Annotated in this window: 23 protein-coding genes; 7 read left to right on the forward strand and 16 right to left on the reverse strand. The window is 62.7% G+C overall.

Annotated elements, in window-relative coordinates:
• Positions 1-62: 62 nt before the first annotated feature.
• From sufA to EB233_RS21220, 7 genes are all read right to left on the reverse strand, one after another.
• On the reverse strand, positions 63-443 hold the full coding sequence (gene sufA, locus EB233_RS21190; RefSeq protein WP_013532156.1) for a Fe-S cluster assembly scaffold SufA: 381 nt from the start codon (positions 441-443) through the stop codon (positions 63-65).
• Positions 444-548: 105 nt separating this feature from the next.
• Positions 549-950: an SUF system Fe-S cluster assembly protein gene (locus tag EB233_RS21195; protein ID WP_064991560.1), complete on the reverse strand. Its 402-nt coding sequence runs from the start codon at positions 948-950 to the stop codon at positions 549-551.
• On the reverse strand, positions 950-2,194 hold the full coding sequence (locus EB233_RS21200) for a cysteine desulfurase (RefSeq protein ID WP_064991668.1): 1,245 nt from the start codon (positions 2,192-2,194) through the stop codon (positions 950-952). Before EB233_RS21200 ends, EB233_RS21195 begins: the two co-directional genes overlap by 1 nt.
• A gap of 4 nt (positions 2,195-2,198) precedes the next feature.
• Positions 2,199-3,467 (reverse strand): Fe-S cluster assembly protein SufD, encoded by a 1,269-nt coding sequence (gene sufD, locus EB233_RS21205; RefSeq protein WP_064991669.1) that lies wholly within the window; start codon positions 3,465-3,467, stop codon positions 2,199-2,201.
• 25 nt (positions 3,468-3,492) lie between these two features.
• A complete protein-coding gene (gene sufC / locus EB233_RS21210) occupies positions 3,493-4,248 on the reverse strand; it encodes a Fe-S cluster assembly ATPase SufC (RefSeq protein WP_015318168.1) in 756 nt (251 codons plus the stop codon).
• Positions 4,249-4,275: 27 nt separating this feature from the next.
• Positions 4,276-5,793, reverse strand: coding sequence for a Fe-S cluster assembly protein SufB (gene sufB / locus EB233_RS21215; protein ID WP_064991561.1), 1,518 nt, complete (start codon positions 5,791-5,793; stop codon positions 4,276-4,278).
• A gap of 186 nt (positions 5,794-5,979) precedes the next feature.
• The gene (locus tag EB233_RS21220) at positions 5,980-7,158 is read right to left on the reverse strand and encodes a cysteine desulfurase family protein (RefSeq protein ID WP_064991670.1); all 1,179 of its coding nucleotides are present in this window, start codon (positions 7,156-7,158) and stop codon (positions 5,980-5,982) included.
• 239 nt (positions 7,159-7,397) lie between these two features.
• Between EB233_RS21220 and EB233_RS21225 the strand changes: the two genes are divergently transcribed.
• Positions 7,398-8,072 carry an alpha/beta hydrolase gene (locus EB233_RS21225; RefSeq protein ID WP_027042409.1) on the forward strand — a complete coding sequence of 225 codons (675 nt, stop codon included), beginning with the start codon at positions 7,398-7,400 and terminating at the stop codon, positions 8,070-8,072.
• Positions 8,073-8,094: 22 nt separating this feature from the next.
• Positions 8,095-8,745 (forward strand): FMN-binding negative transcriptional regulator, encoded by a 651-nt coding sequence (locus EB233_RS21230; RefSeq protein ID WP_064991562.1) that lies wholly within the window; start codon positions 8,095-8,097, stop codon positions 8,743-8,745.
• Between the two features lie 7 nt (positions 8,746-8,752).
• Here EB233_RS21230 and EB233_RS21235 read toward each other — a convergent pair whose 3' ends face one another.
• The 4 genes from EB233_RS21235 to EB233_RS21250 form a co-directional block, all read right to left on the reverse strand.
• Positions 8,753-9,487, reverse strand: coding sequence for a phosphatase PAP2 family protein (locus tag EB233_RS21235; RefSeq protein WP_244277800.1), 735 nt, complete (start codon positions 9,485-9,487; stop codon positions 8,753-8,755).
• A 102-nt stretch (positions 9,488-9,589) separates the two neighbouring features.
• Positions 9,590-11,239 (reverse strand): ArnT family glycosyltransferase, encoded by a 1,650-nt coding sequence (locus tag EB233_RS21240; RefSeq protein WP_064991564.1) that lies wholly within the window; start codon positions 11,237-11,239, stop codon positions 9,590-9,592.
• A gap of 40 nt (positions 11,240-11,279) precedes the next feature.
• Positions 11,280-11,612 carry a lipid-A-disaccharide synthase N-terminal domain-containing protein gene (locus EB233_RS21245; RefSeq protein ID WP_010909058.1) on the reverse strand — a complete coding sequence of 111 codons (333 nt, stop codon included), beginning with the start codon at positions 11,610-11,612 and terminating at the stop codon, positions 11,280-11,282.
• Positions 11,605-12,339 (reverse strand): glycosyltransferase family 2 protein, encoded by a 735-nt coding sequence (locus EB233_RS21250; protein WP_064991565.1) that lies wholly within the window; start codon positions 12,337-12,339, stop codon positions 11,605-11,607. The genes EB233_RS21245 and EB233_RS21250 overlap by 8 nt, the downstream gene beginning before the upstream one ends.
• A 368-nt stretch (positions 12,340-12,707) precedes the next feature.
• On the opposite strand from EB233_RS21250, the gene tyrS reads away from it, so the two are divergent.
• The gene (gene tyrS / locus EB233_RS21255) at positions 12,708-13,961 is read left to right on the forward strand and encodes a tyrosine--tRNA ligase (RefSeq protein WP_064991566.1); all 1,254 of its coding nucleotides are present in this window, start codon (positions 12,708-12,710) and stop codon (positions 13,959-13,961) included.
• Positions 13,962-13,967: 6 nt separating this feature from the next.
• Here tyrS and EB233_RS21260 read toward each other — a convergent pair whose 3' ends face one another.
• A complete protein-coding gene (locus EB233_RS21260; RefSeq protein ID WP_064991567.1) occupies positions 13,968-17,348 on the reverse strand; it encodes a DUF3971 domain-containing protein in 3,381 nt (1,126 codons plus the stop codon).
• Between the two features lie 95 nt (positions 17,349-17,443).
• Here EB233_RS21260 and EB233_RS21265 point away from each other — a divergent pair, with 95 nt between their 5' ends.
• Positions 17,444-17,911: a peroxiredoxin gene (locus EB233_RS21265; protein WP_027051596.1), complete on the forward strand. Its 468-nt coding sequence runs from the start codon at positions 17,444-17,446 to the stop codon at positions 17,909-17,911.
• Between the two features lie 60 nt (positions 17,912-17,971).
• On the opposite strand, the gene EB233_RS21270 is transcribed toward EB233_RS21265, so the two are convergent.
• Both EB233_RS21270 and EB233_RS21275 read right to left on the reverse strand, forming a co-directional pair.
• Positions 17,972-19,114, reverse strand: coding sequence for a GNAT family N-acetyltransferase (locus tag EB233_RS21270; RefSeq protein ID WP_064991568.1), 1,143 nt, complete (start codon positions 19,112-19,114; stop codon positions 17,972-17,974).
• Positions 19,111-20,106 carry a sterol desaturase family protein gene (locus EB233_RS21275; protein WP_027051595.1) on the reverse strand — a complete coding sequence of 332 codons (996 nt, stop codon included), beginning with the start codon at positions 20,104-20,106 and terminating at the stop codon, positions 19,111-19,113. Before EB233_RS21275 ends, EB233_RS21270 begins: the two co-directional genes overlap by 4 nt.
• 315 nt (positions 20,107-20,421) lie before the next feature.
• Here EB233_RS21275 and EB233_RS21280 point away from each other — a divergent pair, with 315 nt between their 5' ends.
• Positions 20,422-21,723: a M23 family metallopeptidase gene (locus EB233_RS21280; RefSeq protein ID WP_064991569.1), complete on the forward strand. Its 1,302-nt coding sequence runs from the start codon at positions 20,422-20,424 to the stop codon at positions 21,721-21,723.
• Between the two features lie 131 nt (positions 21,724-21,854).
• On the opposite strand, the gene EB233_RS21285 is transcribed toward EB233_RS21280, so the two are convergent.
• Both EB233_RS21285 and EB233_RS21290 read right to left on the reverse strand, forming a co-directional pair.
• A complete protein-coding gene (locus EB233_RS21285) occupies positions 21,855-23,093 on the reverse strand; it encodes a M20 metallopeptidase family protein (RefSeq protein ID WP_064991570.1) in 1,239 nt (412 codons plus the stop codon).
• Positions 23,080-24,258: a M24 family metallopeptidase gene (locus EB233_RS21290; RefSeq protein ID WP_064991571.1), complete on the reverse strand. Its 1,179-nt coding sequence runs from the start codon at positions 24,256-24,258 to the stop codon at positions 23,080-23,082. Before EB233_RS21290 ends, EB233_RS21285 begins: the two co-directional genes overlap by 14 nt.
• A 216-nt stretch (positions 24,259-24,474) precedes the next feature.
• Here EB233_RS21290 and EB233_RS21295 point away from each other — a divergent pair, with 216 nt between their 5' ends.
• Both EB233_RS21295 and EB233_RS21300 read left to right on the forward strand, forming a co-directional pair.
• On the forward strand, positions 24,475-25,641 hold the full coding sequence (locus EB233_RS21295) for an ROK family transcriptional regulator (RefSeq protein ID WP_064991572.1): 1,167 nt from the start codon (positions 24,475-24,477) through the stop codon (positions 25,639-25,641).
• Positions 25,638-26,402 (forward strand): ATP-binding cassette domain-containing protein, encoded by a 765-nt coding sequence (locus tag EB233_RS21300; RefSeq protein ID WP_027028608.1) that lies wholly within the window; start codon positions 25,638-25,640, stop codon positions 26,400-26,402. Before EB233_RS21295 ends, EB233_RS21300 begins: the two co-directional genes overlap by 4 nt.
• The last annotated feature ends 13 nt before the right edge of the window (positions 26,403-26,415 follow it).

Consider the following 26,415-nt stretch of genomic DNA (forward strand, 5'->3'; position numbering starts at 1 on the left):
CCCCTCATCCGGCCCTTCGGGCCACCTTCTCCCCGTATAGTGACGGGGAGAAGGAAGAAGCCTCAGGCAGAGGCGCGTGCTTCCGCCAGTGCCTTGAGATCGGCCGGCTTCAGTTCGACGGATTCGCCGCAGCCGCAGGCCGAACTCTGGTTCGGGTTGTGGAAGGTGAAGCCGGTGCGTAGCGTTGTCTGCTCGAAATCCATCTCGGTGCCGAACAGGAAAAGGGCAGCCTCCGGCGCGACATAGACATGGGCGCCATCGCGCTCGATGTGGTCGTCCTTGGTATTGGGCTCGGTCACCAGGTCAACCGTGTATTCCATGCCGGCGCAGCCGCCCTTTTTGATGCCGAGGCGGATGCCGTGCGCGTTATCGCGGGTAGCGACGATCTCGCGCACCCTGTCGGCGGCCTTTTCGGTCATCGTGATGACGGCGAAGCGTCCCATCGTTTTTCCTTCTCCATTCCATGCAGGTTCAAGGCCTGCCGAATGATTCCTCACCTAAAATGGTGAAGTTTTACCCCAGGCGCAAGTGCGCCAGCCTTTGCCTGGTCAGTACCAGCCCACCGCCACCTGTGCCTCTTCCGACATGCGGTCCGGTGTCCACGGCGGGTCGAAGGTCATGTTGACCTCGACGCCAGACACGCCTTCGACGGCGCCGACTGCATTTTCCACCCAGCCCGGCATTTCGCCGGCGACCGGGCAGCCCGGCGCTGTCAGCGTCATGTCGATCTTGACCGAGCGGTCGTCCTCGATGTCGATCTTGTAGACGAGGCCAAGCTCGTAGATGTCGGCCGGGATTTCCGGATCGTAGACGGTCTTCAGCGCCGAAACGATGTCGTCGGTCAGCCGCGCCAGTTCGTCGGCGGGAATGGCCGAGGCCGAAACAATGGCATTTGCAGCCGTTTCCGTCGCGGTCCCAGCGGTCGTGCTCACATCGTCCATGGTCGTCATCACCCGAAGAATTTACGCGCTTTTTCAAGCGCCTCGGCCAAAGCGTCGACTTCGGCCCTTGTATTATACATGCCGAACGATGCCCTGCATGTGGAGGTTACGCCGAAACGTTTCAACAGCGGCTGGGCGCAATGGGTGCCCGCGCGGACGGCAACACCTTGCCGATCTATCACCATCGACACGTCATGGGCATGGATACCTTGCAATTCGAACGAGATGATGGCGCCCTTGCCGGGCGCGTCGCCGAAGATGCGCAGCGAATTGATGGCGCGCAGCCGCTCATGGGCATAAGTCTTGAGGTCTTCCTCATGCGCGGCGATGCGTTCGCGGCCGATCTTTTCCATGTAGTCGAGCGCAGCCCCCAGCCCGATCGCCTGGACGATCGGCGGCGTGCCGGCTTCGAAGCGATGCGGCGGCTCGTTGTAGGTGACGATGTCTTCCGTCACCTCCTCGATCATTTCGCCGCCGCCCATGAACGGCCGCATGCCGGCAAGAATGTCCTTCTTGCCGTACAGCACGCCGATGCCGGACGGACCGTAGACCTTGTGGCCGGTGAAGACGAAGAAATCGCAATCGAGGTCCTGCACGTCGATCGGCATGTGCACGGCGCTCTGGCTGCCGTCGACGAGGACCGGAATGCCGCGCGCATGCGCGATGCGCACGATCTCCTTGATCGGAGTCACCGTGCCCAGCGCATTCGACATCTGGGTAATGGCGACAAGCTTGGTGCGGTCGGTCAAACGCTTCTCGAATTCCTCGATGTGGAAGACGCCGAGATCGTCGACCGGCACCCAGACCAGTTTGGCGCCTTGCCGCTCGCGGATGAAATGCCAGGGCACGATGTTGGAGTGGTGCTCCATGATCGACAGCACGATCTCGTCGCCCTCGCCGATATTGGGCATGCCATAGCCATAGGCAACCGTGTTGATCGCCGAGGTCGTGTTCGAGGTGAAGACGATGTTGTCGGTGCTCGGTGCGTTGAGGAAGCGGCGTACCGTTTCGCGCGCCTTTTCGTAAGCGTCGGTCGCTGCGTTGGACAGGAAATGCAGGCCGCGATGGACGTTGGCGTATTCCTGGGTATAGGCATGCTGAATCGTATCCAGCACCACCTGCGGCTTCTGCGCAGAGGCACCGTTGTCGAGATAGACCAGCTTCTTGCCGTAGACTTCACGCGACAGGATCGGGAAGTCGCGACGGATCGCCTCGACGTCGTAGAAATCTCCGATCTTGCCTGGAGCGTTCATCATATCACCCGTGTGTCAAAAACCAATCGTCCAGCCGTGCTTCCAGCGCCTCGACAATCGTCTCGTCGTCCAGTTCCTCGATCACCTCGGCGACGAAGGCTTTGACGAGCAATCCTCGCGCGGACTTCTCGTCAACCCCGCGCGCCATCAGGTAGAACAGATGGTCGTGGTCGATCTCGGTGACGGTCGCGCCGTGGCCGCAGACGACGTCGTCGGCGAAGATTTCGAGCTCCGGCTTGGTCGAGAACTCGCCGTCGTCCGACAGAAGCAGCGTGTTGCAGGCCATCTTGGCGTTGGTCTTCTGCGCGTACTGATGGACGTTGATACGACCCTGGAAGACGCCGCGCGCCTTGCCCGTCACCACGTTGCGGATGATCTCAGTCGAGGTGGTGTGCGGCACGGCGTGGTCGAGCACCATGGTCACGTCGGTATGGGCGTCGCCAGCCAGAAGATTGATGCCGCGCAGCTTGAAGTCGGCGCCTTCGCCCGTCGTCCTGACCATGATCTCCTGGCGCACGAGCTTGCCGCCGGCGTTCATGACGAAGAGCGTCAGTTTCGCGTTCTTGCCGATATGGGCCTTGAACTGCGCCAGATGCGTCGCCGTGTCCGGCTGCTCCTGGACGATCAGCCACGTCACCTCGGCGCCTTCGCCGAGCACGAGCTGGCTGACGGAACTGACCAGGGCAGCCCCCTCACCCGCCTGACGCTCGACGATGACCGCTTTGGCGCCGGCGCCGACGCGGACCGGCAGACGCACATGGGTCTGGCCGCCGGCCTGCAAATTCTGGAGCTCGATCGGCTTTTCCAGTTCGACGCCATCGGCGATGTCGATGAAATAACCGTCGGCGACGAAAGCCGTGTTCAGTGCACCGATCGCATCATCGCTGCCATAGGGGTCGAGCCCGGGCGCGATGCTGCCGTCGATCAGCTTTTCCGAAAGGTGCTGCACGGCAACGCCCTCGATGGCAAGCACCTTCGCATCGGACTTGCCGTTGAGCACCGGCAGGACGGCAGAGCCTTCGACGATCGGCGCGACGGCCTTGGCCAAGGCGGCCGGATCGAAGTCCGGCACGACGTTCAACAGCCGGCGCAGGTCCGTGTAGTGCCAGGATTCGACGCGTCGCGTCGGCAGGCCGTGCTTGATCGCCTCGATGGCGTCGTCGCGCTTCAGCATCACCGCGCCGTCGCCCGGCAGCAGCGCCAGCCGGTCGCCGAACGCGTCGATCAAGGCGGTCTCGGCCGGTGTCCGCTGCGGTTGTGTGTGCATATTCATCAGTTTGACCTTGCCTTCTGGCATCTCACGCGGCTTCGCCGATCACACCGGCATAGCCATTGGCTTCGAGGTCGAGCGCCAGCGACTTATCACCGGACTTGATGACCTGGCCCTTGTAGAGCACATGCACGCTGTCGGGCACGATGTGCTCGAGCAGGCGCTGGTAGTGAGTGATGACCAAAAATGCCCGGTCGGGCGCGCGCAGCGCGTTGACGCCGTCGGAAACGATCTTCAGCGCATCGATGTCGAGGCCGGAATCGGTCTCGTCGAGCACGCAGAGCTTTGGTTCCAAGAGCTTCATCTGCAGGATCTCGGCACGCTTCTTCTCGCCGCCGGAGAAGCCGACATTGAGCGGTCGCTTCAGCATTGCCATGTCCATGCTGAGCGACGCGGCGGCTTCCTTCACCCGCTTCAGGAATTCCGGGATTTTCAGCGGTTCCTCGCCGCGCGCCTTGCGCTGCTCGTTCATCGCCACCTTCAGGAATTCCATGGTCGCCACGCCCGGTATTTCCATCGGATACTGGAAGGCGAGGAAGATGCCTGACGTGGCGCGCTCGGCCGGATCCATTTCGAGGATCGACTGGCCGTTGTAGAGGATGTCGCCCTCGGTGACTTCATAGTCCTCGCGGCCGGCGAGGATATAGGACAGCGTGGACTTGCCCGAACCGTTCGGTCCCATGATCGCGGCGACCTCGCCGGCTTTCACAGTCAGGTTCAAGCCACGGATGATCTCGGTACCGTCATCGACGATGCGGGCGTGCAGGTTCTTGATCTCAAGCATTCTTTGGTTTCCTGAATATCTGTCCGGTCAGCCGACCGAGCCCTCAAGCGAGATGCCGATCAGCTTCTGCGCTTCGACGGCAAACTCCATCGGCAGTTGCTGGATGACGTCCTTGACGAAGCCGTTGACGATCAACGCGATCGCTTCCTCTTCGGGAATGCCGCGCTGCATGACGTAGAATTTCTGGTCCTCGGAAATCTTCGACGTCGTCGCTTCGTGCTCGAACTGCGCCGTCGAGTTCTTGGCTTCCATGTAGGGCACGGTGTGCGCGCCGCACTGGTCGCCGATCAACAGTGAGTCGCAATTGGTGAAGTTGCGGGCGTTGGTCGCCTTGCGGTGCGCCGAGACCTGGCCGCGATAGGTGTTCTGCGAGAAGCCGGCGGCGATGCCCTTGGAGATGATGCGGCTCGACGTGTTCTTGCCGAGATGGATCATCTTGGTGCCGCTATCGACCTGCTGGTAACCGTTCGACACGGCGATCGAGTAGAACTCGCCGGAAGAGTCGTCGCCGCGCAGGATGCAGCTCGGGTATTTCCAGGTGATCGCCGAACCGGTTTCGACCTGCGTCCACGAGATCTTCGAACGGTCGCCACGGCAGTCGCCGCGCTTGGTGACGAAATTGTAGATGCCGCCCTTGCCCTCGGCGTCGCCGGGGTACCAGTTCTGCACCGTCGAATATTTGATCTCGGCATCGTCGAGCGCCACCAGTTCGACGACCGCGGCATGCAGCTGGTTCTCATCGCGCTGCGGCGCCGTGCAGCCTTCGAGATAGGAGACGTACGCCCCCTCCTCGGCAATGATCAGCGTACGCTCGAACTGGCCGGTGTTCTTCTCGTTCATGCGGAAATAGGTCGACAGCTCCATCGGGCAACGCACGCCCTTGGGCACGAAGACGAACGAACCGTCGGTGAAGACGGCCGAATTCAGCGTGGCGTAGTAATTGTCCGATGTCGGCACGACCGAGCCGAGATATTTTTGCACCAGTTCGGGATGCTCGCGGATCGCTTCCGAGATCGAGCAGAAGATGACGCCGGCCTGCGCCAACTCCTTCTTGAAGGTGGTGACGACGGACACGGAATCGAACACCGCATCGACGGCGACGCGGCCCGACTTGTAGACGTTGTCGCTGGCTTCCTCGAGTTCCGAGACGTCGGTCTTCTGCACGCCTGCCAGGATCTCCTGCTCCTTGAGCGGAATGCCGAGCTTTTCGTAGACTTTCAGGATTTCAGGATCGACGTCGCTGAGCGAAGTAGGGCCGGGCGTGCTCTTGGGCGCGGCGTAGTAGTAGATGTCCTGGAAATCGATCTTCGGATAGTGAACGCGCGCCCAGGTCGGCTCTTCCAGCGTCAGCCAGCGCCGATAGGCTTCCAGACGCCATTCCAGCATCCAGGATGGCTCGTCCTTCTTGGCCGATATGAAGCGGATGATGTCTTCGCTCAGGCCCTTGGGGGCCTTGTCGACAGCAATCTCGGTCTCAAATCCGTATTTGTATTGGTCGACGTCGATCTTTCGGACCCGATCGATCGTGTCCTGCACAGCAGGCATATGCGTTCTCCATCCACGCCGGGGTCAAGGCCCGACAGTTTTCAAACTATGGCACCGCCGAAATGAACGCCGAAGAAGCGCTCGCGGCAGCGTAAGTTCCATATAGTGCGCTTCGACCGGAAATTCACCCGGCCAGCATGAAACGCACGGCTCTACCAGGCCGAAAGGCCCAAAATCGTCCAACCGCTAAGCGGCTTCTTCCCTATCCGCCTTTTCCCTGGCGGCCTGCCGGGCTGCTATACCCGCCAGCGCGGTGCGAAACAGTTCGATGTCCTCAGCGCCGGTCGCCAAGCCGATCGACACGCGCAAGGCGCCAAGACTGTCGCCGTAACCCATGGCTTTCAGCACGTGGCTTGGCCCAACCTTGCCCGACGAGCAGGCGGACCCGGCCGACAGCGCGACACCGGCCAGATCAAAAGCGATCTGCGCGGTTTCGGCTTTGACGCCCGGAATAGCGAAGAATGTCGTGTTGGCAAGCCTCGGCGCGCCGGTTCCAAACATTTCCGCTTCCGGCACCAGCATTTTTATGATGGCCTCGATCTCGTCGCGGCGTTCGCGCACCGCATCGATCTTCTGCAGCCCGGCCAGCGCCTCGCGTGCCGCGACGCCAAAGCCTGACATGGCGGCGAGGTTTTCGGTGCCGCCGCGATGGCCCTTCTCCTGGCCGCCGCCATTGATCAGCGGCTTCGGCATCATCAGATCGGCGGCGGCGACGATGGCGCCAACACCCTTGGGGCCGCCGATCTTGTGCGAAGACAGAATCAAATAATCGGCGTATCCAGCTGACATGTCGATCGAAACGCGACCCGCCGCCTGAACCGCGTCGACGACAAGAACGCCGCCCGCGGCCTTGACGATCGCCGCGATCCGATCGATCGGCTGGATGACGCCGGTCTCGTTGTTGGCGGCATGGATCGCCACCAGCGGCAGGCCATCGGCCTTGTCATGGTGGGCGAGTGCCGCGGCCAAGGCGGCAAGGTCGGCAATGCCATCGGCATCGACGCCGATGCGCGTCACCTGCGCCGCCGGGAACCGCCCGCCATTCAGCAGGCAGGGATGATCGGTCTCGCAGACGTAAAGCCGGCTCATGCGCACGCTGCCCCGCCCCATCCGCCAATCGGGGGCCAGCAGCGTCGAGGCGGCCTCCGTCGCGCCTGATGTGAACACGACATGTTCTGGCCTGGCATTCACCAGAGCCGCGACCTCGCGCCTTGCCTTCTCGATCAAGCGCCGCGCGGCACGGCCCTCGGCATGGACCGATGACGGGTTGGCGATCACGTCGAGCGCCGCGACCATGGCCTCGCGCGCCGCTGGGAGCAGCGGAGCACTGGCATTATAGTCGAGATAGGCGCGTTTTACGGCCATTTTCGTCCAGTTGATCCCGTCAGAAGCCATTCGGTTGTCGTATGGCGTTATTTCCTTGAAATTCCAAGGCGAGCCGTCCTATTTACGCGGCTTGCGGCGCGGGTGGCCGGGCTCGACGTGTGGCCACTCAGTTTTGAATAGTTCTAAACTAGCTTCTAAGAAGACGCTCGCCCTGCGTCAAGGCCAGAGGAAGGTTCGTTCCGGGCGCCGCGCATTCGTATACGTAAGTGGAGTATTTCATGCCTGAGGTCATTTTCACCGGTCCGGCCGGCCGCCTGGAGGGACGCTACCAGCCCTCCAAGGAAAAGAGCGCGCCGATCGCCATCGTCTTGCATCCGCATCCGCAGTTCGGCGGCACGATGAACAACAAGATCGTCTATGACCTCTTCTACATGTTCCAGAAGCGCGATTTCACCACGCTGCGCTTCAATTTCCGCGGCATCGGCCGCAGCCAGGGCGAATTCGACCACGGCACCGGCGAGTTGTCCGACGCCGCTGCCGCACTCGACTGGGTCCAGTCGCTGCATCCGGATTCGAAGAGCTGCTGGGTCGCCGGCTATTCGTTCGGCTCGTGGATCGGCATGCAGCTGTTGATGCGCCGGCCCGAGATCGAGGGCTTCATCTCGATCGCGCCGCAGCCCAACACCTATGATTTCTCGTTCCTGGCGCCCTGCCCGTCATCGGGCCTGATCATCCATGGCGATGCCGACAAGGTGGCGCCGCCGAAGGATGTACAAGGCCTGGTCGACAAGCTGCACACGCAGAAGGGCATCACCATCACGCAGAAGACCCTGCCTGGAGCCAACCACTTTTTCGCCAACGACGCCGATCTTCTGATCGAGGAATGCGCCGACTATCTCGATCGCCGGCTGGCGGGCGAGTTGTCCGACCCGCGACCGAAGCGGCTGAGGTAAGCGAAGAAAGGCGCGAGCGCCGATGTACGAGCCTCCCCATTTCCAAGAAACGCGGCCCGATGTCCTGCACGGGCTGATAAGGGCGCATCCGCTCGGCATGCTGATCTCGAACGGGCCCGACGGGCCGGAGGCCAATGCCATCCCGTTCCTGCTCGATGCGGCCGCCATGCCGAACGGCAGGTTGCGCGCTCATATGGCCAAGGCCAATCCGCAATGGAAGCTTATCGCGGAAAACCCGTTATCGCCCGTGCTGGTGGTCTTCCAGGGCACCGATGCCTATGTGACGCCGTCCTGGTATGAGACCAAGCGCGAGACCGGCAAGGTGGTGCCAACCTGGAACTATGCCATCGTGCAGGTGCGCGGCAGCGCCAAAGTGATCGACGACCAGGAATGGCTGGCACAGCAGATCGGCGACCTGACTGCCTCGCAGGAAGGTCCTCGCGCGGCGCCCTGGGCGGTCACCGATGCGCCAGCGCCCTTTATCCAGTCGCAGATCAAGGGCATCATCGGACTGGAGATCGAGATCAGCGAGATCCATGGCAAGTGGAAGGTCAGCCAGAACCGGCCCGTCGCCGATCGCGCCGGCGTCGCGCAAGGGCTCGAAAGCGAAGTGGCCAACTCGTCCGACATGGTCAAGCTGGTGAGGTCCTACGGCGGACTGGACGGCAAGTAGCAGGGACCTATCTCTGCGGCGCAATCAGCCGGAACGATGCTTTGCGGACCGGCAATCCGGACGGCGTCGGGCGGAAGATGAAGCCGAGGCGGGCAAAAACCAGCCCACAAGCGACCGCGAAGGCGCAGCCAAGGCCGAAGCCGGCGACGGTGTCGCTTGGATAGTGCGCGCCGACGAAAACCCTGGTCGAGGCGAAACAGGCGGTGATCACCAGGGCAATAGTCCAGCGCCGTGGAAACAAAAGCAGAAGCACACCGAACACCGCCCCCATCGTCGTGGCATGGCCAGAAGGAAAACCGGCAAAGCGCGCGTCGAAGGCAAAAGGATGCAGCGCAAGGACACCGAAATCCTGGAAGTAGAGCGGGCGCGCCCGGCCGATCGCGTATTTCAGGACATTGACCAGCAGGCCGGACAGCCCAACCGAGCTCAGCACCAGGAAAGCGACACAGGTCCAGTTGTAGACCAGCATCAGCGATCGCCGGGAAAGGCTGCGCCAATCGGTCAGATTGGCAGCGACCAGCAGAAGCGCTGACGGGATCAGATACCAGCCGCCGAGCGCGAACTGGGTCAGGAATTCGGCCAGCCTGGCGCCCGACCATTGGCCGTGAACCATCCCTGCCGGCGCGTCGAGGAGAACAAATGCCGCCGCCGTCAGCAACAACCAGGCCAGACCCCATACCGGCCATGCGATGTTGGGGTAACGCGCGGGACGAACGGCAAAGCGCCTTCTCACGATCCGCATGGTGTCGCGAAAATTGTCAGGGGATCGGCGCCCCATCGCAAGGAGCCTGGCGGAAACGGAAGAGCGCGGTTTCACGAGCATTGGGAATTCATCGACGAGCCGTCATGGAGCCACACGATAGAGGCCGAGCGACATTTTGTCTCCCGACGAATAGTTGAAGCCGTCGATCTCGGCGACGCGGTTCACCGATTTGCCTTGCACCGAAAGCATGCCATTCAGTTTCTGCTCGTCTTCAATCGGCGCCAGGCCCAAAGCACAGGCGGGATCGGCAAGCAGATGTTCCGCCACGCCGCCGACATTGGTCAGAACAGTGTTGGTGCCGACCAGGAACACCAGACTTGGTTCCTGGTACCGCGACGAGGCCAGTACCGTCGTCTCGCAAGGCTGGTTGGCAATCACCGCCTGCTTGATTGCCGGGCTCAGCCAGATCGGCTTCAGCGACGGGGCGATGACCCCGAACAGCAAGGCATAGGTGATACCGGCACAGGCGGCGGTGGCTCCGATGCGGGGCAGCGGCACCTGCAACTGCCGCGAAAAAGCGAAATAGCCCGTGCCGAGCGCCGCGGCGGCGGCCGGGATGCTCCACCAAGAGAAAGTGTGGGTGAGATAGATCGGCGCTCCGATACAGACCGCCGCCAGGCCGAGGCTGACCATGCCCAGCCCGAAGGCCGTCGACCACCACAGCCATTGCTGCCAGCGTTTCAGCGGGGCGTTGGCATCATCAGGCTGCAATGTCAGCAGCCATCCGATCAGCAGCGCCGCGCCGGGATAGACCGGCAGGACGTAGTGCGGCAACTTGGTTGGAATGAGCTCGAAGACCAGCCAGAACGGGATGTACCAGGCCAGGCAGAAGCGCAGCCTGACATCGTCGCGCAGACGGTTGATGGCCTGGAGGCCAGCGCCGACCGCGATCAGCCCGAACGGCCACATGAACAGCGAATAGGTCAGCATGTAGAAGCCGGGCGGCAGGCCATGCGATTCTTCGCCCGACGCAACCTTGCCAAGCATATCCTTGCCGACGGCCTGCTGCAGGAAAGCGCCGTGGCTCTTCCAGGTAATCGCGGCAAGCCAGGGCAACGCGATGATCACGACCAGCAACAGGCCGCGACCGATCCTGAGTTTCGACAGCCAGCGCCCGTCACGCTCGAAGGCAAACAGCGCCGCGATGGTCAGCGCCGACAGCAGCGGCGCAATCGGCCCCTTGATCAGGATCGCCGCCCCTTGCGCGATCCAGAAAATCCACCAGAGATGGCCGGCCACCGGTTGGTTGCGGCGCGCTGCCAGATAGATCTGCGCCAGCGCACCTTGCGCCGCCACGCAGCAGGCCAGCAGCATCGCATCGGTCTTGGCGTCCCGGCCCTCGAAAGCGGTGGCGAAGATCGCCGCCATGACGAGGCCCGCGGCGATGCCGGCATTGGCGCCGAAAAGATTGGTCCCCGTCCAGGCTATCGCCAGCACCGCAATGGCAATGCCCAGAGCCGAGATCGTGCGGTAGACCCAGATCGGCGCCTCGGCGCCTTTGCCGCTCAGCGTCACGGCGGCAGCTTGCAGCCAGTAGATACCGACGGGTTTCTGGTAGCGCGAGGCGTCCTGGAAGCGGATGTCGACATAGTCGCCGCTCTCGGCCATCTGCTTGGTCGCCTGAACGAAGCGCGACTCGTCGCGGTCGATCGGCGGCAGCGATGCCAGCCCCGAAACCGTCATCACCAGGCTGAACAGGAAAAGAAGAATGTAGTTCCTGTTCAACGCCATGCTTGAGCCTCTCTGGTCATGTCTTGATGTCGCGGGCCGTTCAATCGACCTTGGTCATCGCCGCCTTGCGCTCATTGGCGATCAGCCAGAGATTCCTGATGTAGATGAACATGCCCATGGCCTGGCCGGCGATGAACACCGGATCCTGGCGCTGGATGGCATAGATCAGAAGCAGGCCACCGCCGAACAGCGAGAAGAACCAGAAGGCGACCGGCACCACGCTGCGCTTGGCCTTTTCCGAGGCCAGCCACTGCACGACAAAGCGCATAGTGAAGAAGAACTGCGCCACGAAGCCGAGCAGGATCCAGGCATCGAATTGCTTGATGAAAACCTGGTGAAGCCAGGTCCCCAGTTCCTGAAGCACGTTAAACACGCTTGATTTCCTCTACTTTTGGCATTCTGCGGCGCCTGCGGCGCAGCCACCAGACACCGCCAAGATCGAGCGCGCCCTGCAGGCCACGGTCGAAAATGCCGTAATTCGATTTGCCATGCCGGCGCGACCTGTCGACGACGTCGCAATGCACGACGCGATAGCCCTCCTGGATGACCAGGGCCGGGACGAAGCGATGGGTGCCGTCGAAGAATGGCAGTTTGCGCAGGATATCGGTATGGACCGCCTTCAGGCCGCAGCCGGTGTCGCGCGTCTCGTCGTGCAGGATGGCATTTCTCAGCCAGTTGGCGAAGCGCGACGCCAGTTGCTTGACCTTGCTGTCGCGGCGCTTGAGGCGCTGCCCCTGGGCGGCGCCGAAATCGGGGCCAGCCTGCCGCAAGGCGTCGACCAGAACCGGAATGTATTGCGGATCGTTCTGCCCATCGCCATCGATCGTGGCGACGATACCGCCGCGTGCCGCCCAGGCGCCCGAGCGTACCGAAAGGCTCTGGCCGGCGGATTTCTGGTGCCGCAATTCCCGTACCGGGAAAGGACGAAGCGCTGCCTGCTCGGTGAGCACGGCGGCCGTCTCGTCGGTCGAGCCGTCATTGACGATGATCAGTTCGAAGTCGCGCCCAGCCATCGCCGCCTCGATCTCATCGATCAGCAGCGGCAGGTTTGCCGCCTCGTTCCTGCAAGGAATGACGATGGATATCAATGCGTCCGGCATGTCGCGTCGGGGCTCTGTCGTCGAATATGGCATTTGGTGGATGCCGTGCGGTGCCGCTCTAGGTCGTGGGCTGCAAGACCCTTTGGCGCGGCGCCTCATTACGCCAGCCGAAACGATGAAGCAAGCATTGGTGCCGGACGGCCCGTTGCGCCGTTTCAACAACCGGTGATCATCAAAACATCTTGTGGTCCTTCGCGCGCAGGCGAGCCGACCCAAAACCGGATTCCACTTTCGCTGATCGCGAACTCCTGGTTGACGTGCGATCAGGCGCAAAACCGGATTCCACTTTTGCTGATCGCGCTTGGATGCTAAACGCGCCCGTTCACATACGCCCGCGAGACCGGGCTGACGCTTTCGGGAAACAAACCATGCCTGCCTTCAAATCCGATTTCCTGCGCACGATGAGCGAGCGCGGTTTCATCCACCAGATTTCGGATGAGACCGGCCTCGACCAGCTTTTCGCCAAGGAGACGGTCACTGCCTATGTCGGCTATGACGCCACCGCTACCAGCCTGCATATCGGCAACCTGATCTCGGCGACCATGCTTTACTGGCTGCAGGAGACCGGGCACCGGCCGATCGCGCTGATGGGTGGCGGCACGTCGATGATCGGCGATCCATCCTTCCGCGACGACCAGCGCAGCCTTTTGACGCCCGAGGCGATCGCCACCAACATCGAAGGCATCAAGCGCATCTTCGGCCGCATCCTGCGTTTCGGCGACGGCCCGAACGACGCCGTCATGGTCAACAATGCCGACTGGCTGATGAAGCTCAACTATGTCGAGTTCCTGCGCGATGTCGGCAGGCATTTTTCGGTCAATCGCATGCTGACATTCGACAGCGTCAAGCTGCGGCTCGACCGCGAGCAGTCGCTGTCGTTCCTCGAATTCAACTACATGATCCTGCAGGGCTACGATTTCGTCGAACTCGCCCGGCGCCAGAACTGCCGCCTGCAGATGGGCGGCTCGGACCAGTGGGGCAACATCATCAACGGCGTCGATCTCGGCCATCGCATGGGCACGCCGCAGCTTTACGCGCTGACCACGCCGCTTCTCACGACATCCTCCGGCGCCAAGATGGGCAAATCGGCGAAAGGTGCGGTGTGGCTCAACGGCGACCTCTTCTCACCCTATGATTTCTGGCAGTATTGGCGCAACACTGAGGATGCCGATGTCGAGCGCTTCCTGAAGATATTCACCCGCCTGCCTCTCGACGAAATCGCGCGGCTGGCCGCGCTCGGCGGCTCCGAGATCAACGAGGCCAAGAAGGTCCTGGCTACGGAGACGACGGCGATCGTCCACGGTCGAGACGCGGCAACCCAGGCCGAGGAAACCGCGCGAAAAACCTTCGAGGAAGGCGCACTCGCCGACACCTTGCCGACCGTCGACGCGGACCGGTCGGCGCTGGAAGCCGGCATCGGTATCCTGTCGCTGCTGGTGACGGCCGGGCTGGCATCGTCCAACGGCGAGGCACGCCGGCACATCCAGGGCGGCGCGGTTCGTATCAACGACCAGCCGGTCAGCGACGACCGCCGCGCGGTCACGCTTCAGGATCTGAGTCCGGAAAACGTCGTAAAGCTTTCACTTGGCAAGAAAAAACACATCCTTGTGCGGCCCGCCTGAGGACGCTCATCGATATTCAAATATCGACCTGAATATGCCCGGTGCGATCACCGACAGCGGGTTGACGTCGAGCACCGGCTTGTTGGCGTTCCCCCTGAGCCGGTAGGTGACGCCGATCAGGCCGCGGTCTCGGCCGTTGCCCAGAAGCGCACCTACGATGGGCAGTTCGCCGAAGATGCGGTTGAGACCATAGACCGGCATGAAGGTCCCGGTCATGTCCATATTGTTGTTCTGGTCGTAGAGAATGCCCTGGAAGGTCGTGCCGATTCGCGGGCCGCGCAGCACGCCGTTGGCCAGCTTCAGATAGCCGCTACCTTTCTCGATCTCGGCATAACCGCGCTCGAACTTCACCCGCGACGTGTCGAGATTGCCCTTGACCGCTTGGTTGAGGCTTCGGCTGTCACCGGCCGGCGTGGTGGAGACGATGAAGGCGAGTTTCGGTTCGTTGACGATGAAGAAGTTGCTGGTGTCGACCTTGCCCTTCATCGGCCCGTCGCCGGCCCCAGTCAGCGCCAGCGCGATCGACCCGCCTTCCATATGCTCATAGATGTTGAGGAATCTCAGGATCGCGCCGGCGTCCGCCGACTGCACGTTGAGCGAGCGCCGACCGTCGCCGGTGGTGTTGCTGACGGCGATTGCCGCGCCCGAGCTTGCCGTGGCGCTGACCTTCAGCCCATTCACCCTTGAGCCGGCCGCGCTGTAATCGAGCTTCAGGTTGGACAGTTGCTCGTCGTGGAAACCGGTGAGCTGCTCGACGTCGGCGCTGACGGAAATGTTGTCTGTCCCGGTCGTCTTGGTCGCGGTGTCGACATCCGAGGTGAACTGCTTGATCAGTGAACGGGCGTCGAGCGCATTGCCATTGATGTCGACCGCATAGCCCTTGCCCGACCGCTTCACCGAAATCGCGACATCGTCCCCCCGGTTCAGGGTGACTTTGCTGAATTTGGCCGACGACAGGGCGCCGTTGACCAAAACGATGCTGCCGTCGACGGAGAATGTCTTGCCGTCGAGGTTGAAATCGGAGAGCGTCGTGGTATCGCCCGACTTGGTCATCACGAAAGTCACGTTGGCGGGGACCCCTGCCCCCTTGCTCCAGCCGGCCCATGGAATGTCCAGCCTGGCGTTGGTCAGATCGGCCGAGACGTTCTGATTGCCGGTGCCGCTCTTGTCGATAGCGACTTTCACCGTTCCGCCCAGCAGCGGCGTCAGGCCGGGCATGGCGGCTGCGCGGATCTTGTCGTCTAGCATCAGGGCCACCTTGCGGCTGCGCGCCGGCCCATCATCGGCCAGCGGTTCGACAAGGTCGAGTTCGGCCGGAATGCCGTTCAGCGACGCCTTGGCGGAGATCACCGCCTTCTGCGGATCGACCGTGATCGAGCCGCCGGCATCGGTCACGGTCTGGCCCTCCAACGGCTTGGCCAGCGACAGGCCGGTGTAGTCGAGCGATACCAGCCAGTCGAGCTTCGAGGTGTCCACACCTGACTGCAACGGTATATCGGCCCTGACATGGCCAGTAACGGTGCCGGACAGGTCCTCCGGCAGGAAACCGACATGGCGCATGGCATTTATCGGTTCGTAGGAGGCAAGTTCGGCGACCGCCGGCGCCTCCCCCGCGACATCGATGTCGAGCGCGCCGATGGCCGGCGGATGGTTCGCCGCCTTCACGCTCAGCGTGCCGTTGCTGGCCGCCACGGTGCGGCCGCTGGGCATGAAGACGGTGCCCGAGGAGAGTGAGATGTCGACATCATTGCCGTGGAAAGCGACGACGCCGACCGCGTCACGTATCGGCGGGATGCGGCCGGCGGTGTCGAAACGCGAGCCTTCAATCTGGAAACGGCCGAACACCTCGTCTGCCGACAGCGGCACGCCGTTGCCGAGGCGGTCCGGCACGACATGGAACTGAAGATTGGCATCGACGACGCGGCCGCCGAACAGATTGGCCAGCACCCAGAGCCGCGCATTGCGGGCTGAAAACCACGGCCACAGTTGCTTGACGTGCGAGACCGGCATGTCATGGACGTTGAGCGCCAGATTGATGCCCGGAGCCTTGCCGTCGACGAACTCCACGGCCGCGGTGCCGAGCACTTCGCTGGATGCGGCGGACCGGACCGCGATCTGCTCGGCCACCAGTTTGTGGCTTTTGGTCTGATAGACGCCGGCGATGCGGGCGAGGAAGGTCAGCGCGGGCTCGGGCGATTCCGATGGCGCCAGGGTCGAACCGTCGCTGGTCAAGTCGTAACGATAGGAGGGCTCCTCCCCCGCCACCCCGGTCGCGGGTTTTGGCCCTATCGAGCCGCCAAAATCGAACGAAGACCGGCCGGTTTTCAGCAGCAGCCTGTCCACCTGGAGCTTGTTGCTGCCATCGACCAGCGTCGCATTCAAATCGACGTCGGCCGGCAGCAGCCCGCGGGCACCAAGATCGAGCACGGAACCCGTCGACGACAGGGCCGCCGTCAGCTGTGATGCAGTGGTGCCTGCTCCTTCCGATCCCGTCAGTTTCAACGCGACGGCGCCCAGCTTCCCGGCGCCTGCCGCGGTGTCGTCGGCAGCCGCCAGATCGATGTTCGCACTCAGCGCCGTCACGCGGTGCGCCCCGATATCTCGGGTGGCGGAAGCGGCGACGGTGACCTTTCGGCCATCGACATCCGCCTTGGAGGAAAACGTCATGCCGCCCGGCCCCGACTGGACGACGGAAGCGTCGGCGATCTTGACCCGTTTGATCGATCCGGTTTCAGGCAGCACGAATTCGACATTGCGGAGATCGATCCGCCGCATCGAATCTTCCCGCACGGCATCAAGCGCCCGATGCATGTTGCCGAACACCGCCTCGGAAAGTTTTTCTGGATCGATGAGGCCATCCTCATTGCGCAATTGCGCTGTCCAGTCGCCGCCGGACGGCATCGCCGCCGTGACGATGTGGGCATCGGAAATCCTGGCGCTGGTCAGCCGCACGTCACCCCAAAGCAGCGGTATCAGGCGGACACCAAAGCGCACACGACCGGCATCGGCCATCGGCTTGCCGTCGCCGGTCTCCAAGCTGACATCGCTCACCTGGAGGGCCACGAAGCTCGAACTGTCGAGGGTGATGCGGGCAGGCCCGACCGCGACATGGACATCGACGCCGGCAAGTTTCTCGATGGCGGTTTCCGCCTCGATACGCAGCCGGTCCGACCCGATGCCGGAAAGGCCGATGAGATAGACGGCCGTGGCGGCCAGCAGTATGAGCGCCACCATGCCGGCGAACACGCGCGAAAGGATGCGGAAGCCACGACCGATCGACGCCTGGCCGAGCGGTGGAACGCGGCACGCGGACGGCAAGGCCCCCAGGTCGGTGATCTCGTCACGCCTGAACCTGATCTTCTCGTGCTGCGGTTGCTCCTGATCCACGCAATCTTCCGTTGTACGAATTCGCTCGTGGACGAATCCCCGGTCGACACTATATCGGTGTGGCTTCGCGCGTAACCTCAAACAAGGGCATCGATATGGCTGACCTGGACGTGGGCGATCTTGCGCCGCAATTCGACCTGCCACGGGACGGCGGCGGCTCGCTCAGTCTCGCCGCGGCCGCCGGCAAGCCGGTCGTGCTCTATTTCTACCCGCAGGACGACACCACGAGTTGCACCCAGGAAGCGATCAGCTTTTCACAGCTGAAGCCGGAATTCGAGAAGGCCGGCGCCGTCGTGATCGGCCTGTCGCCCGATCCGGTCAAGAAGCACGACAAGTTCAAGTCGAAATACAACCTGACGATCGATCTCGCCGCCGACGAGGAGCGCAAGGTGATCGAGGCCTATCATCTATGGGTCGAAAAATCGATGTATGGCCGCAAATACATGGGCGTCGAACGGGCGACCTTCCTGATCGGCCGTGACGGACGTATCGCCAGGATTTGGCGCAAGGTCCGCGTCAAGGGCCATGCCGAGGAAGTGCTGGAAGCCGTTCGCGCCCTTTGAGCGCGGGGAAGGCCCACGAACTCAATCGACAATTCCGGTCGTGCCGGAAACAAGGCGTTCTTACTCGTCGGGTGTTTCGGCCTTCGGCTGCGGCTGCGCCCGCCAGGATTTCGAAACATGGCTCGCACGATCGGCCAGCGCGGCGAGATGACCGCGCAAGCCGCGCGCGCCGATCATCGACGACAGCGTGACTGATTGCGTGGCGAAACGCCGTTTGAAATCTTCGCCGCCGCAGAGAAAATCGACCTTGGCCAGGCCACCGTCGAGCGACCACTGGATATAGTCCATCATCAGGAGCATACCCGGTGAGCCACGCTCATATTCAGGATCATAGGTGGTGATGAAAGCCATCATCGTGCCGTGCTGCTCGAAATTGATCGAGACCGCGATGATCTTCTCGTCAAGTTCCAGCACAAAAATGCGCAACAGCCCGAGTTCGGCCAGGACCGAAACAAGCGCGGCGAGAACCGGCGAGTCCTTGTCAAACAAGTCCGAAACGCGGCCATGCCGGACGAGCCAGACGCGCTTCAGCGCCGCGACCCTCGCAAGCAGCGGCTCGCGCGGTTCGTCCGCGTCGAGCAAGCGGAAACGCACTGTACCGCTTTCTTCCAAGAACTTGCGGCCGCGACGGTAGTTCTGCCGGCCTTTCTTGGACAGCGTCTCGAACCATTCCGCCCCGCGCTGCCAGGAACCCGCGACACGGTAGCTGATCTCACTGCGGTGGTTGGGTCGAAGCGCCGTGTCATGGCGCGAGGCCGGTTCCAGAAGGGCATGAACACCGGCATCCGGCAGCAGGCGGTTGAGATAGATGAGGTCGAAGCCGCCCTGGTCAAAAATATGTTGCCAGAGGCGGGAGATCACCTGCGGATCGCTGTCGGGCGCAACCAGCGCATCGCCATAGTCGCTGTGATCCTTTGCCGCCCATTCGAGCATGCGGATGCCGGAGCGCTTGAAGGTAGCGAGCGCAATCACGCCATCGAGCCGGTCGCCGTTCCAGGCAAGGCCGATCCTGAGCGTGCGCCGCTCCTGATGCGGGGTGGTGCGCCACCAGGTCGCGATCCAGTCCGGGTGCTGGAAGACAAGCCCGCCGGCACGCTGCCAGAGCGCATTCCAGGCTGGTGCGATCTCGGCCAGGCGTGTCGCCGATGTCACGATTTCGAAAGTGCGCGTGCGCGGGATCGCGAGCACAAAAGGCGCGTTCATGGCCGTGTCCCTTCCGTCGATCGCGAGGTCCGTGGCTTTCCGGACCGGATACGCCTGGCAATGTGCCCCCACATCCGCCTCAGCGGCATGAGATAGAGGCCGGCCAGCGACTGGTAGTCGCGCACATCGCGGTCAACCAGTCCGAACTTGAAATCCTCGTCGGGCTTCGGCACGCACAATGTTCCGAAGAGCCGGTCCCAGAACGAGAACAGCAGCCCGAAATTCTTGTCATAGTGGCGTGGATCGGTGCTGTGATGCAGCTGGTGCCAATGAGGACACAGGATCAGATTGTTGAGCGGGCCGAACGAGATCTTGAAATGCGTGTGCCTGACGAAATCCATCATCAGGATGTTGCGCATGACATAGACGTTGACGCCAAAGACGGTCAGTTCGACCAGATTCAGCGAAATCAGCGACCAGATGCCGAAGCAGACGCCGACGATGACGCCGTCCCAGGCTCGATTCATCAACTCGTCGAGCGGGTGGACCCGGTCCTTGGTGATCCCGACCATCACCTCGGCCGAGTGATGCACCTTGTGCAATTCCCAAAGCACGGGATAGCGATGCTGGGCAACATGATAGAGATAATAGGAAATGTCATAGGCGAGCAGCATGGTGATGGTGAAGATCAGCACCGTCACCGGCCCTGCCGGCCCCTCGATCAGAGGCGGCTGGAACTGGAAGAGTGTCGAAAACAGCCAGTTGGTGCCGTAGCCGACCGCAGTGACGAAAACAATTCCGGCGGGCAGCATCAGGAAAGGCATCAGCGCCTTTTTCGTCACCCAGAACATGAGATCGGCCTTTGCCGAGGGATGAGTGATGACTTCATGTGGAATGACGAACTCGAAGAACTCCTTCCAGCTCTTCTCCTCGACCGTGCGCCAATAAGCCACGAGTGCGCTGACCAGGGCAGTCAACAGCAAGAGCCCGGTCGCCAGCAGACTGGTGCCCGACAGCTTGTCGAGTATCTTGCCAATCAGATCGCTCAGCATCCCTTAGACCGCCCATCTTCAATAGAATCCCAAATCCCATCACGCTTTTAATCGAAAACCGTCAAGTAAATGCAATCGAAGACAGTTAAGGAACTCTGGATCTTTATCCTTGGACGAGGGATCGTTGCGCTGGCAGCCAATTGTTGCTCATGGCCAATGATTTAGCGGGCGACGGCCGCTCCTTGGCGGTTTTCATGCAACCTTTTGCCCGCGCCGCGTGCGTTCCGCGCCGCGCAATCGACCCAGAAAGCCTTTGTTAACCCTAATAATGTGTAATCCAGGCAGTCGTGGTGTCGTAAACGAAAGCTTGGTCCTGTGAACGCAACCGGTCAGTCCGCAGTCTTCGGCAGACGCAAGGAACCGCACACGGTCATCATCGCCCGAGGCAACGAGATCAGGCATTTCACGATCCGGCCCTGGCTTGCGGCATTCATCGGTTCAGCGGTCGCCGCCATTGCCATCGGTTACCTCCTGGCGACGTCGTATCTCGTCCTGCGCGACGACCTGATCGGCGCCACGACCGCGCGCCAGGCGCGCATGCAGCAGGCCTACGAAGACCGCATCTCGGCGCTCCGCGCCCAGGTCGACCGCATCACCAGCCGCCAGCTGCTCGACCAGCAATTGATGGAAACCAAGGTCAGCGAACTGCTTGAACGCCAGACACAGCTCAGCCAGCGTCACGGCCGTCTCGGGCCGCTGCTCGAACGCGCCGAGACTGACGTTGGAACAGTGCCCAGCGATAGCCCGGCAGCGGCTGCCAAGCCCGACAAACACGCCGAGGTGACCGGCAGCATCAGCCAACCGCAGAACTACGCGGTCGCCAGCCTGAGCGCCAACCTTGGCGCCGCCGACACCAGGCCGTTCTCCTTGTGGTCGACCCGCACCGATCCGCTGCCCAGTGATTCAGCCGCCGATCGCGCGGACAGGCTGTTCGTCTCGATCAACCAGTCGCTGAAATCCATCGAAAACGAACAACTCACCCGTATCAACACGCTCGCGGACAACGCCTACAAGAGCGCCGATGCCATCCAGCAGGCGCTGCAGGCCGCCGGACTGCCCGTCGACAGCGATTTCGGCAAGAACGAAAGCGATGTCGGCGGCCCGCTGATCCCACTCGACAGCTCGATGATCTTCGACAGCAAGGTCAAGGAACTGGACGAGGCCCTGGACACGCTCGACCAGTTGAAGAAGGAAGCGCGCCAGCTGCCGCTTGCCAACCCCGCGCCCGGCCACTCCGTCACCAGCCCGTTCGGCGTGCGCACCGATCCCATTCTCGGCACCGCGGCGCTGCATTCGGGCATGGACTTCAGGGCACCCATCGGCATGGAAGCCAAGGTCACGGCGCCCGGCATCGTCACCAAGGCAGGCTGGAACGGCGGCTATGGCCGCATGGTCGAGGTCGACCACGGCAACGGCTTTGCGACGCGCTACGGTCATCTCAGTGAAATAGACGTAACCGTGGGCGAGAAACTGAACGCCGGCGCCATCATAGGCAAGACCGGCAGCAGCGGCCGCTCGACCGGCCCGCACCTGCATTATGAAGTGCGCCACAATGGCGAAGCGATCGATCCCTTGCGCTTCCTCAGTGTCGGCAAGAAGGTCGCCCAGTATCTCTGAGGCGCGTCGATCCTGACCTAGCCGGCACCGAACCAGATCTTCGCTCTGCGATGCTGTTCTCGGCGGCCGCGGTGATCGGCGCCATCGCCGGCGTGCAGGCCGTGCACGAGCGATCCTTCAAGCCGCATTGATCAGTCGGTACTGTCCGGCTGCGCCGACAGAAATCCGGTCGCCGCCGCGACCAGCGTCGCCGCGCCGACTTTCAAGGCGGCCTCATCGACGCGAAACCTGGGATGGTGAAGCGGAAAGACCGATCCGACCGCCTCGTTGCGGATGCCGAGACGAAAATAGACCGATGGGCGCTTCTCGCTGTAGTAGCCAAAGTCGTCGGCGATGGTCCATCCGGGCGTGTCGAGGACATTGTCGGGGCCGATGCAGGCCTTGCCGCTGGCGGCAATCAGTGCGGCCATCTCGCCGTCGTTGACGACGCCCGGCTCGCCCTTGTGGATGGCGAGCTCCACGCTGGCGCCGTGGCTCGCCGCCATGCCCTCCAGGATTTCGCGAAGGCGGCGCCAGGCCCGCTCGCGGGTCGCGTCGCTGCCGCTGCGAATGGTGCCTTTCAAGGCAACCTTGCGGGCGATCACATTGTAGGCGCTGCCGCCATTGATGCCAGTGACGGAAATGACCAGCGGATCGTAGGGGTCGATCTCGCGCGACACGATCTTCTGCAATTCGCCGACCATGGAGCAGGCCACGGCAATTGCATCGACGCCCTCATAAGGTTTTGCTGCGTGCGCCGCCTCGCCGATCACAATGGCATCGAAAGTGTCGCACGCCAGCGTGTAGGGACCCGGACGGACCGCGATCTTGCCGGATGGCGTGTAGGGATCGACGTGAAGGCAGATGGCGGCATCGATGTCGTCGAGTACCCCCTCCTCCACCACGCGTTTGCCGCCCGACGGCGAATCTTCCTCTGCCGGCTGGAAGATCAGGCGGACCGTCCCGCCAAAATCGGCCCTCGATCTATGGAGATGGGCGGCGACCGCGAAGCCCATCGACGCGTGAGCATCATGACCGCATGCATGCATCACACCTGGATTGGTCGAGGCATAGGCGACACCGGACTCCTCCTCGATCGGTAAGGCGTCGATGTCGGCGCGAATGGCGATCTTTCGGTTCGACGGCTTGCCGGTGCCGACAATGTCGACGGCCAGGCCAAAGCCCGCGACGTCGCGAATGTCGGTCATTCCCTCGCCGGCCAGCATTTGCCTGAGATAACGCTGGGTGTTGGCTTCGTGGTTCGAAAGCTCCGGATTGCGGTGCAGATGGCGGCGGATCTCGATCATCCGATCGAGAACTCCGGCATCGATATCGACCGCGCCGGGGCTGGAAACGCCGCCTGCCATGGCCGGCCCCTCACGATTTGACATGGATCTCTCGCGGGAAACTGGTCAGCGTCTCATGGCCGGTTTCGGTGACCAGAATGGTCTCGCTGATCTCGATGCCCCAGCCATCCATCCACATGCCGAGAATGGAATGGACGACGTTGCCGGGCTGTAGCACCGTCTTGTCGCCCGGACGCAGGCTGATCGTGTGTTCGCCCCAATCCGGCGGATAGGCGACTCCGATCGAATAGCCGATGCGCGACTCCTTCTTCAGCCCGTAGCGCTGAATGACCTTGCGCCATGCGCCTTCGACCGCTTCGGCTGTCGTCCCCGGCCTGACCGCATCGAGCACTGCGTCCATGCCTTCGATCACCGCCTTTGCCGTATCGGCGACCCGCGTCGGCGTCTGGCCTAGCTGCATCGTTCTTGCCAGCCCGGCGGCATAGCGGCGGCAGACACCTGCGAGTTCCAGCGCAATCGTCTCGTTCTCTCCAAACCGCCTGTCGCTCCACATGATGTGCGGGGCCGAAGCATTCTCGCCGCCGAGGATGGTCGGCGGAAGAGCGGTGATGTCGCCGGCGAAATCCGGGCTGCCGGCGGTCTGCGTCGCCTGGATGGCGGCAATCGCATCGCATTCGCGCACACCGGGCGCGATCACCTCATAGGCCCGCGCCACCGCCGCCTCGGCCAGGGTCGACGCCTTGCGCAGATAGGCGATCTCGGGCGCCGATTTGACCGCGCGAATCCAGTTCACCAGCAGATCGGCATCGTGCCATTTCGCGTTGGGAAGTCCGGCGACGAGGCGGGCATGTGCCTTTGGCGAGAAATAATAGGCTTCGAGCTCGATGCCGATGTGCCTGACGCCCCAGCCTTTGGCGGAGATCCAGTCCGCGATCCAGTCCATGGGATGGCGATCGCTACGCTGAACGTGGTCTTCCGGGAAACCAACGACATTCTCGGGCTTCATCCATGCCGTGAGAAGACCACCAGCTGCGTCCATGGCGCGCCCGATCCAGACCGGCTCGACCTCCTCCAGGGGAACCAGCACCACCTGTGGCGTGTAGAACGACCAGCCATCATAGCCGGTGATGTAGTGCTGGTTGGCGACGTCGTTGACGATGAGGAGTTCAAGACCGCGCTTACCCATCTCGGCGCGGATCTTGGCAAGCCGCTGCTGGTACTCGTCGCGGGCAAACGGCAATTCGATCATCTTTGCTCCATGCTTGGTTCTACGGTTGCGAGGGCCTGCTCACCATTGAAGCGGTTTCGCCACGGCGGCAATCGGCCAAGGGCGACGGGTAAACAGGTCCTAAGCCGGGGCCACCTGCGCCCTTCCCAGTTGGGACACCCCCTCATTTTATTTTTGAACTCCATTTGACTGAATAAATCTTTGATGCGAACCTTGCGTCAACCGGGGGCGCAAGGCATGGCATTGCGGGGGACCAATCAGGAATTCGGGCGGCCGTACAACCGGCGCATCGTGCTTGAGTCCATCCGCCTGCATGGGCCGATAGCCCGCGGCGAGATCGCCAGCCGTGTCGGGCTCACCGTCCAGACCGTATCGACCATCGTTCGCGAACTGGAAGAGCAGGGCTACATCCTCTCCGTTCGCGAAGAACCGAAGGGGCGCGGCCTGCCGCCGGCGACGCTGCGCATAAATCCCGAGGGCGGCTATGCCGTCGGCATCCACATCACCCCGCTCGGCATCAACGCTGCCCTGATCAATTTGAGCGGCGACGTGATCGAGAGCACCTACCGCGACGCACCGAACGCAACGCCAGACCATGCCTTCGAGTTGATCGGCGCGATGGTAATCGAACTGACCAGACTGCGAGCCGGAGGGCGGGTTCTCGGGGTCGGCCTGGCCCTGCCGGGACCGTTCGGCGTCGAATCCATGAGTTTTGTCGGCCCCACCACCATGGCCGGCTGGAAGGACGTGGCGCTGCGCGAGCGGCTGGCGGCCTCGACCGGACTGCCGGCCTTCTTCGAGACCGACATGGCCGCGGCGGCCATGGGCGAGCGGCTCTACGGCCTCGGCGCCCAATTCTCCGAATATTACTATCTCTATTTCGGCGTCGGCCTCGGCGGCGTCATGGTCCATGACGGCAGCGTGCAGCGTGGCGCCTGGGGCAATGCCGGCGAGATCGGTCACATCCCTATCGTTCCCGGCGGGGAGGCCTGTCCTTGCGGCAACCGGGGTTGTCTCGAACGATACCTCTCGCTCGAGGCGCTGCGGCGCTGGAACGGCACGGAAGCCGACTGGGTGGTGGAAGTCGCGCCGATCTTTCACAATGCCATCGCCGTCATCGAGAACCTGTTCGATCCCGAAACGGTCATCCTCGGCGGGCTGGCCTCCATCGACCTGCTCGAACGTCTGGCGGGTTCGACCGGCGGCCTGCACAACTCCGTCTCGGCGCGCAACGACCGCATCGCGCCTCGGCTTATGGTTGCACGCGGCGGGCAACATTCCGTATTGCGCGGCGCCGCCGCCCTTGCGGTTTCGGGCGTGCTGTCGCCGCGCTTCGGCCAGATGTTCGCCGCCGAACGCGAACGCGGCCGCGATCTTCTGACCGCCAAGGAGATCGCGGCATGAGCGAACCGCTGCTGGTGCTCGACAACGTCACCAAGAACTATGGTGCGATCGAAGCGCTGAAAGGGATCAGTTTTTCCATCGGCAAGGGCGAAGTGGTGGCGTTGCTCGGTGACAACGGCGCTGGCAAATCGACACTGGTCAAGATCATCGCCGGCGGGCTGGAGCCGACTTCCGGCCGCATGCTGTTCGAGGGCAAGGAGTTTCTGGCGAGGTCGCCGGCCGAGGCCAAGGCGGCGGGCATCGAAACCGTCTACCAGGACCTGTCGCTTTGCACCAATGTCGATGTGGTGGCCAATTTCTTCATGGGCCGCGAGATCACCAGGAAGGTGCTCGGTATTCCGGTGCTCGACGAGCGCGCCATGGAGGCCGTGGTCGAAAAGGCGCTGGCCAGCGCCGGCACCCGTATTCCGTCCTTGCGCACCAATGTCGAACATCTCTCGGGCGGCCAGCGGCAAGCCATTGAGCTCAACCGCTTCGTGCACTGGGGCGGCAAGCTGGTGCTGCTCGACGAGCCGTTCGCGGCGCTGGGCGTCGAGCAGACGCGGCGTGGTCTCGACATGATCCGCCAGGTGGCGAGCCAGGGCATCGGCGTCGTCATCATCACCCACATCATGCAGCAGGCTTTTCAGGTCGCCGACCGGATCGTGGTGATCCGGCAAGGCGTCGTGGCCGGCGATGTCGCCAGAAACAAAACAAGTCCCGATGCGGTGATCAACATGATCACCGGGGAGACGCTTGCCGGTGCCGGACCGGCGGGCTGAGGGACAAAGAGGG

Source organism: Mesorhizobium erdmanii, from assembly GCF_013170725.1.
Lineage (GTDB): Bacteria > Pseudomonadota > Alphaproteobacteria > Rhizobiales > Rhizobiaceae > Mesorhizobium > Mesorhizobium erdmanii.

What these genes read in the sequence shown, in the direction of transcription:
- sufA (WP_013532156.1), bottom strand. Translation starts at nt 443, where the DNA reads ATGGGACGCTTCGCCGTCATCACGATGACCGAAAAGGCCGCCGACAGG.
- EB233_RS21195 (WP_064991560.1), bottom strand. Translation starts at nt 950, where the DNA reads ATGACGACCATGGACGATGTGAGCACGACCGCTGGGACCGCGACGGAA.
- EB233_RS21200 (WP_064991668.1), bottom strand. Translation starts at nt 2,194, where the DNA reads ATGAACGCTCCAGGCAAGATCGGAGATTTCTACGACGTCGAGGCGATC.
- sufD (WP_064991669.1), bottom strand. Translation starts at nt 3,467, where the DNA reads ATGAATATGCACACACAACCGCAGCGGACACCGGCCGAGACCGCCTTG.
- sufC (WP_015318168.1), bottom strand. Translation starts at nt 4,248, where the DNA reads ATGCTTGAGATCAAGAACCTGCACGCCCGCATCGTCGATGACGGTACC.
- sufB (WP_064991561.1), bottom strand. Translation starts at nt 5,793, where the DNA reads ATGCCTGCTGTGCAGGACACGATCGATCGGGTCCGAAAGATCGACGTC.
- EB233_RS21220 (WP_064991670.1), bottom strand. Translation starts at nt 7,158, where the DNA reads ATGGCCGTAAAACGCGCCTATCTCGACTATAATGCCAGTGCTCCGCTG.
- EB233_RS21225 (WP_027042409.1), top strand. Translation starts at nt 7,398, where the DNA reads ATGCCTGAGGTCATTTTCACCGGTCCGGCCGGCCGCCTGGAGGGACGC.
- EB233_RS21230 (WP_064991562.1), top strand. Translation starts at nt 8,095, where the DNA reads ATGTACGAGCCTCCCCATTTCCAAGAAACGCGGCCCGATGTCCTGCAC.
- EB233_RS21235 (WP_244277800.1), bottom strand. Translation starts at nt 9,487, where the DNA reads ATGCGGATCGTGAGAAGGCGCTTTGCCGTTCGTCCCGCGCGTTACCCC.
- EB233_RS21240 (WP_064991564.1), bottom strand. Translation starts at nt 11,239, where the DNA reads ATGGCGTTGAACAGGAACTACATTCTTCTTTTCCTGTTCAGCCTGGTG.
- EB233_RS21250 (WP_064991565.1), bottom strand. Translation starts at nt 12,339, where the DNA reads ATGCCGGACGCATTGATATCCATCGTCATTCCTTGCAGGAACGAGGCG.
- tyrS (WP_064991566.1), top strand. Translation starts at nt 12,708, where the DNA reads ATGCCTGCCTTCAAATCCGATTTCCTGCGCACGATGAGCGAGCGCGGT.
- EB233_RS21265 (WP_027051596.1), top strand. Translation starts at nt 17,444, where the DNA reads ATGGCTGACCTGGACGTGGGCGATCTTGCGCCGCAATTCGACCTGCCA.
- EB233_RS21270 (WP_064991568.1), bottom strand. Translation starts at nt 19,114, where the DNA reads ATGAACGCGCCTTTTGTGCTCGCGATCCCGCGCACGCGCACTTTCGAA.
- EB233_RS21275 (WP_027051595.1), bottom strand. Translation starts at nt 20,106, where the DNA reads ATGCTGAGCGATCTGATTGGCAAGATACTCGACAAGCTGTCGGGCACC.
- EB233_RS21285 (WP_064991570.1), bottom strand. Translation starts at nt 23,093, where the DNA reads ATGTCAAATCGTGAGGGGCCGGCCATGGCAGGCGGCGTTTCCAGCCCC.
- EB233_RS21290 (WP_064991571.1), bottom strand. Translation starts at nt 24,258, where the DNA reads ATGATCGAATTGCCGTTTGCCCGCGACGAGTACCAGCAGCGGCTTGCC.
- EB233_RS21295 (WP_064991572.1), top strand. Translation starts at nt 24,475, where the DNA reads ATGGCATTGCGGGGGACCAATCAGGAATTCGGGCGGCCGTACAACCGG.
- EB233_RS21300 (WP_027028608.1), top strand. Translation starts at nt 25,638, where the DNA reads ATGAGCGAACCGCTGCTGGTGCTCGACAACGTCACCAAGAACTATGGT.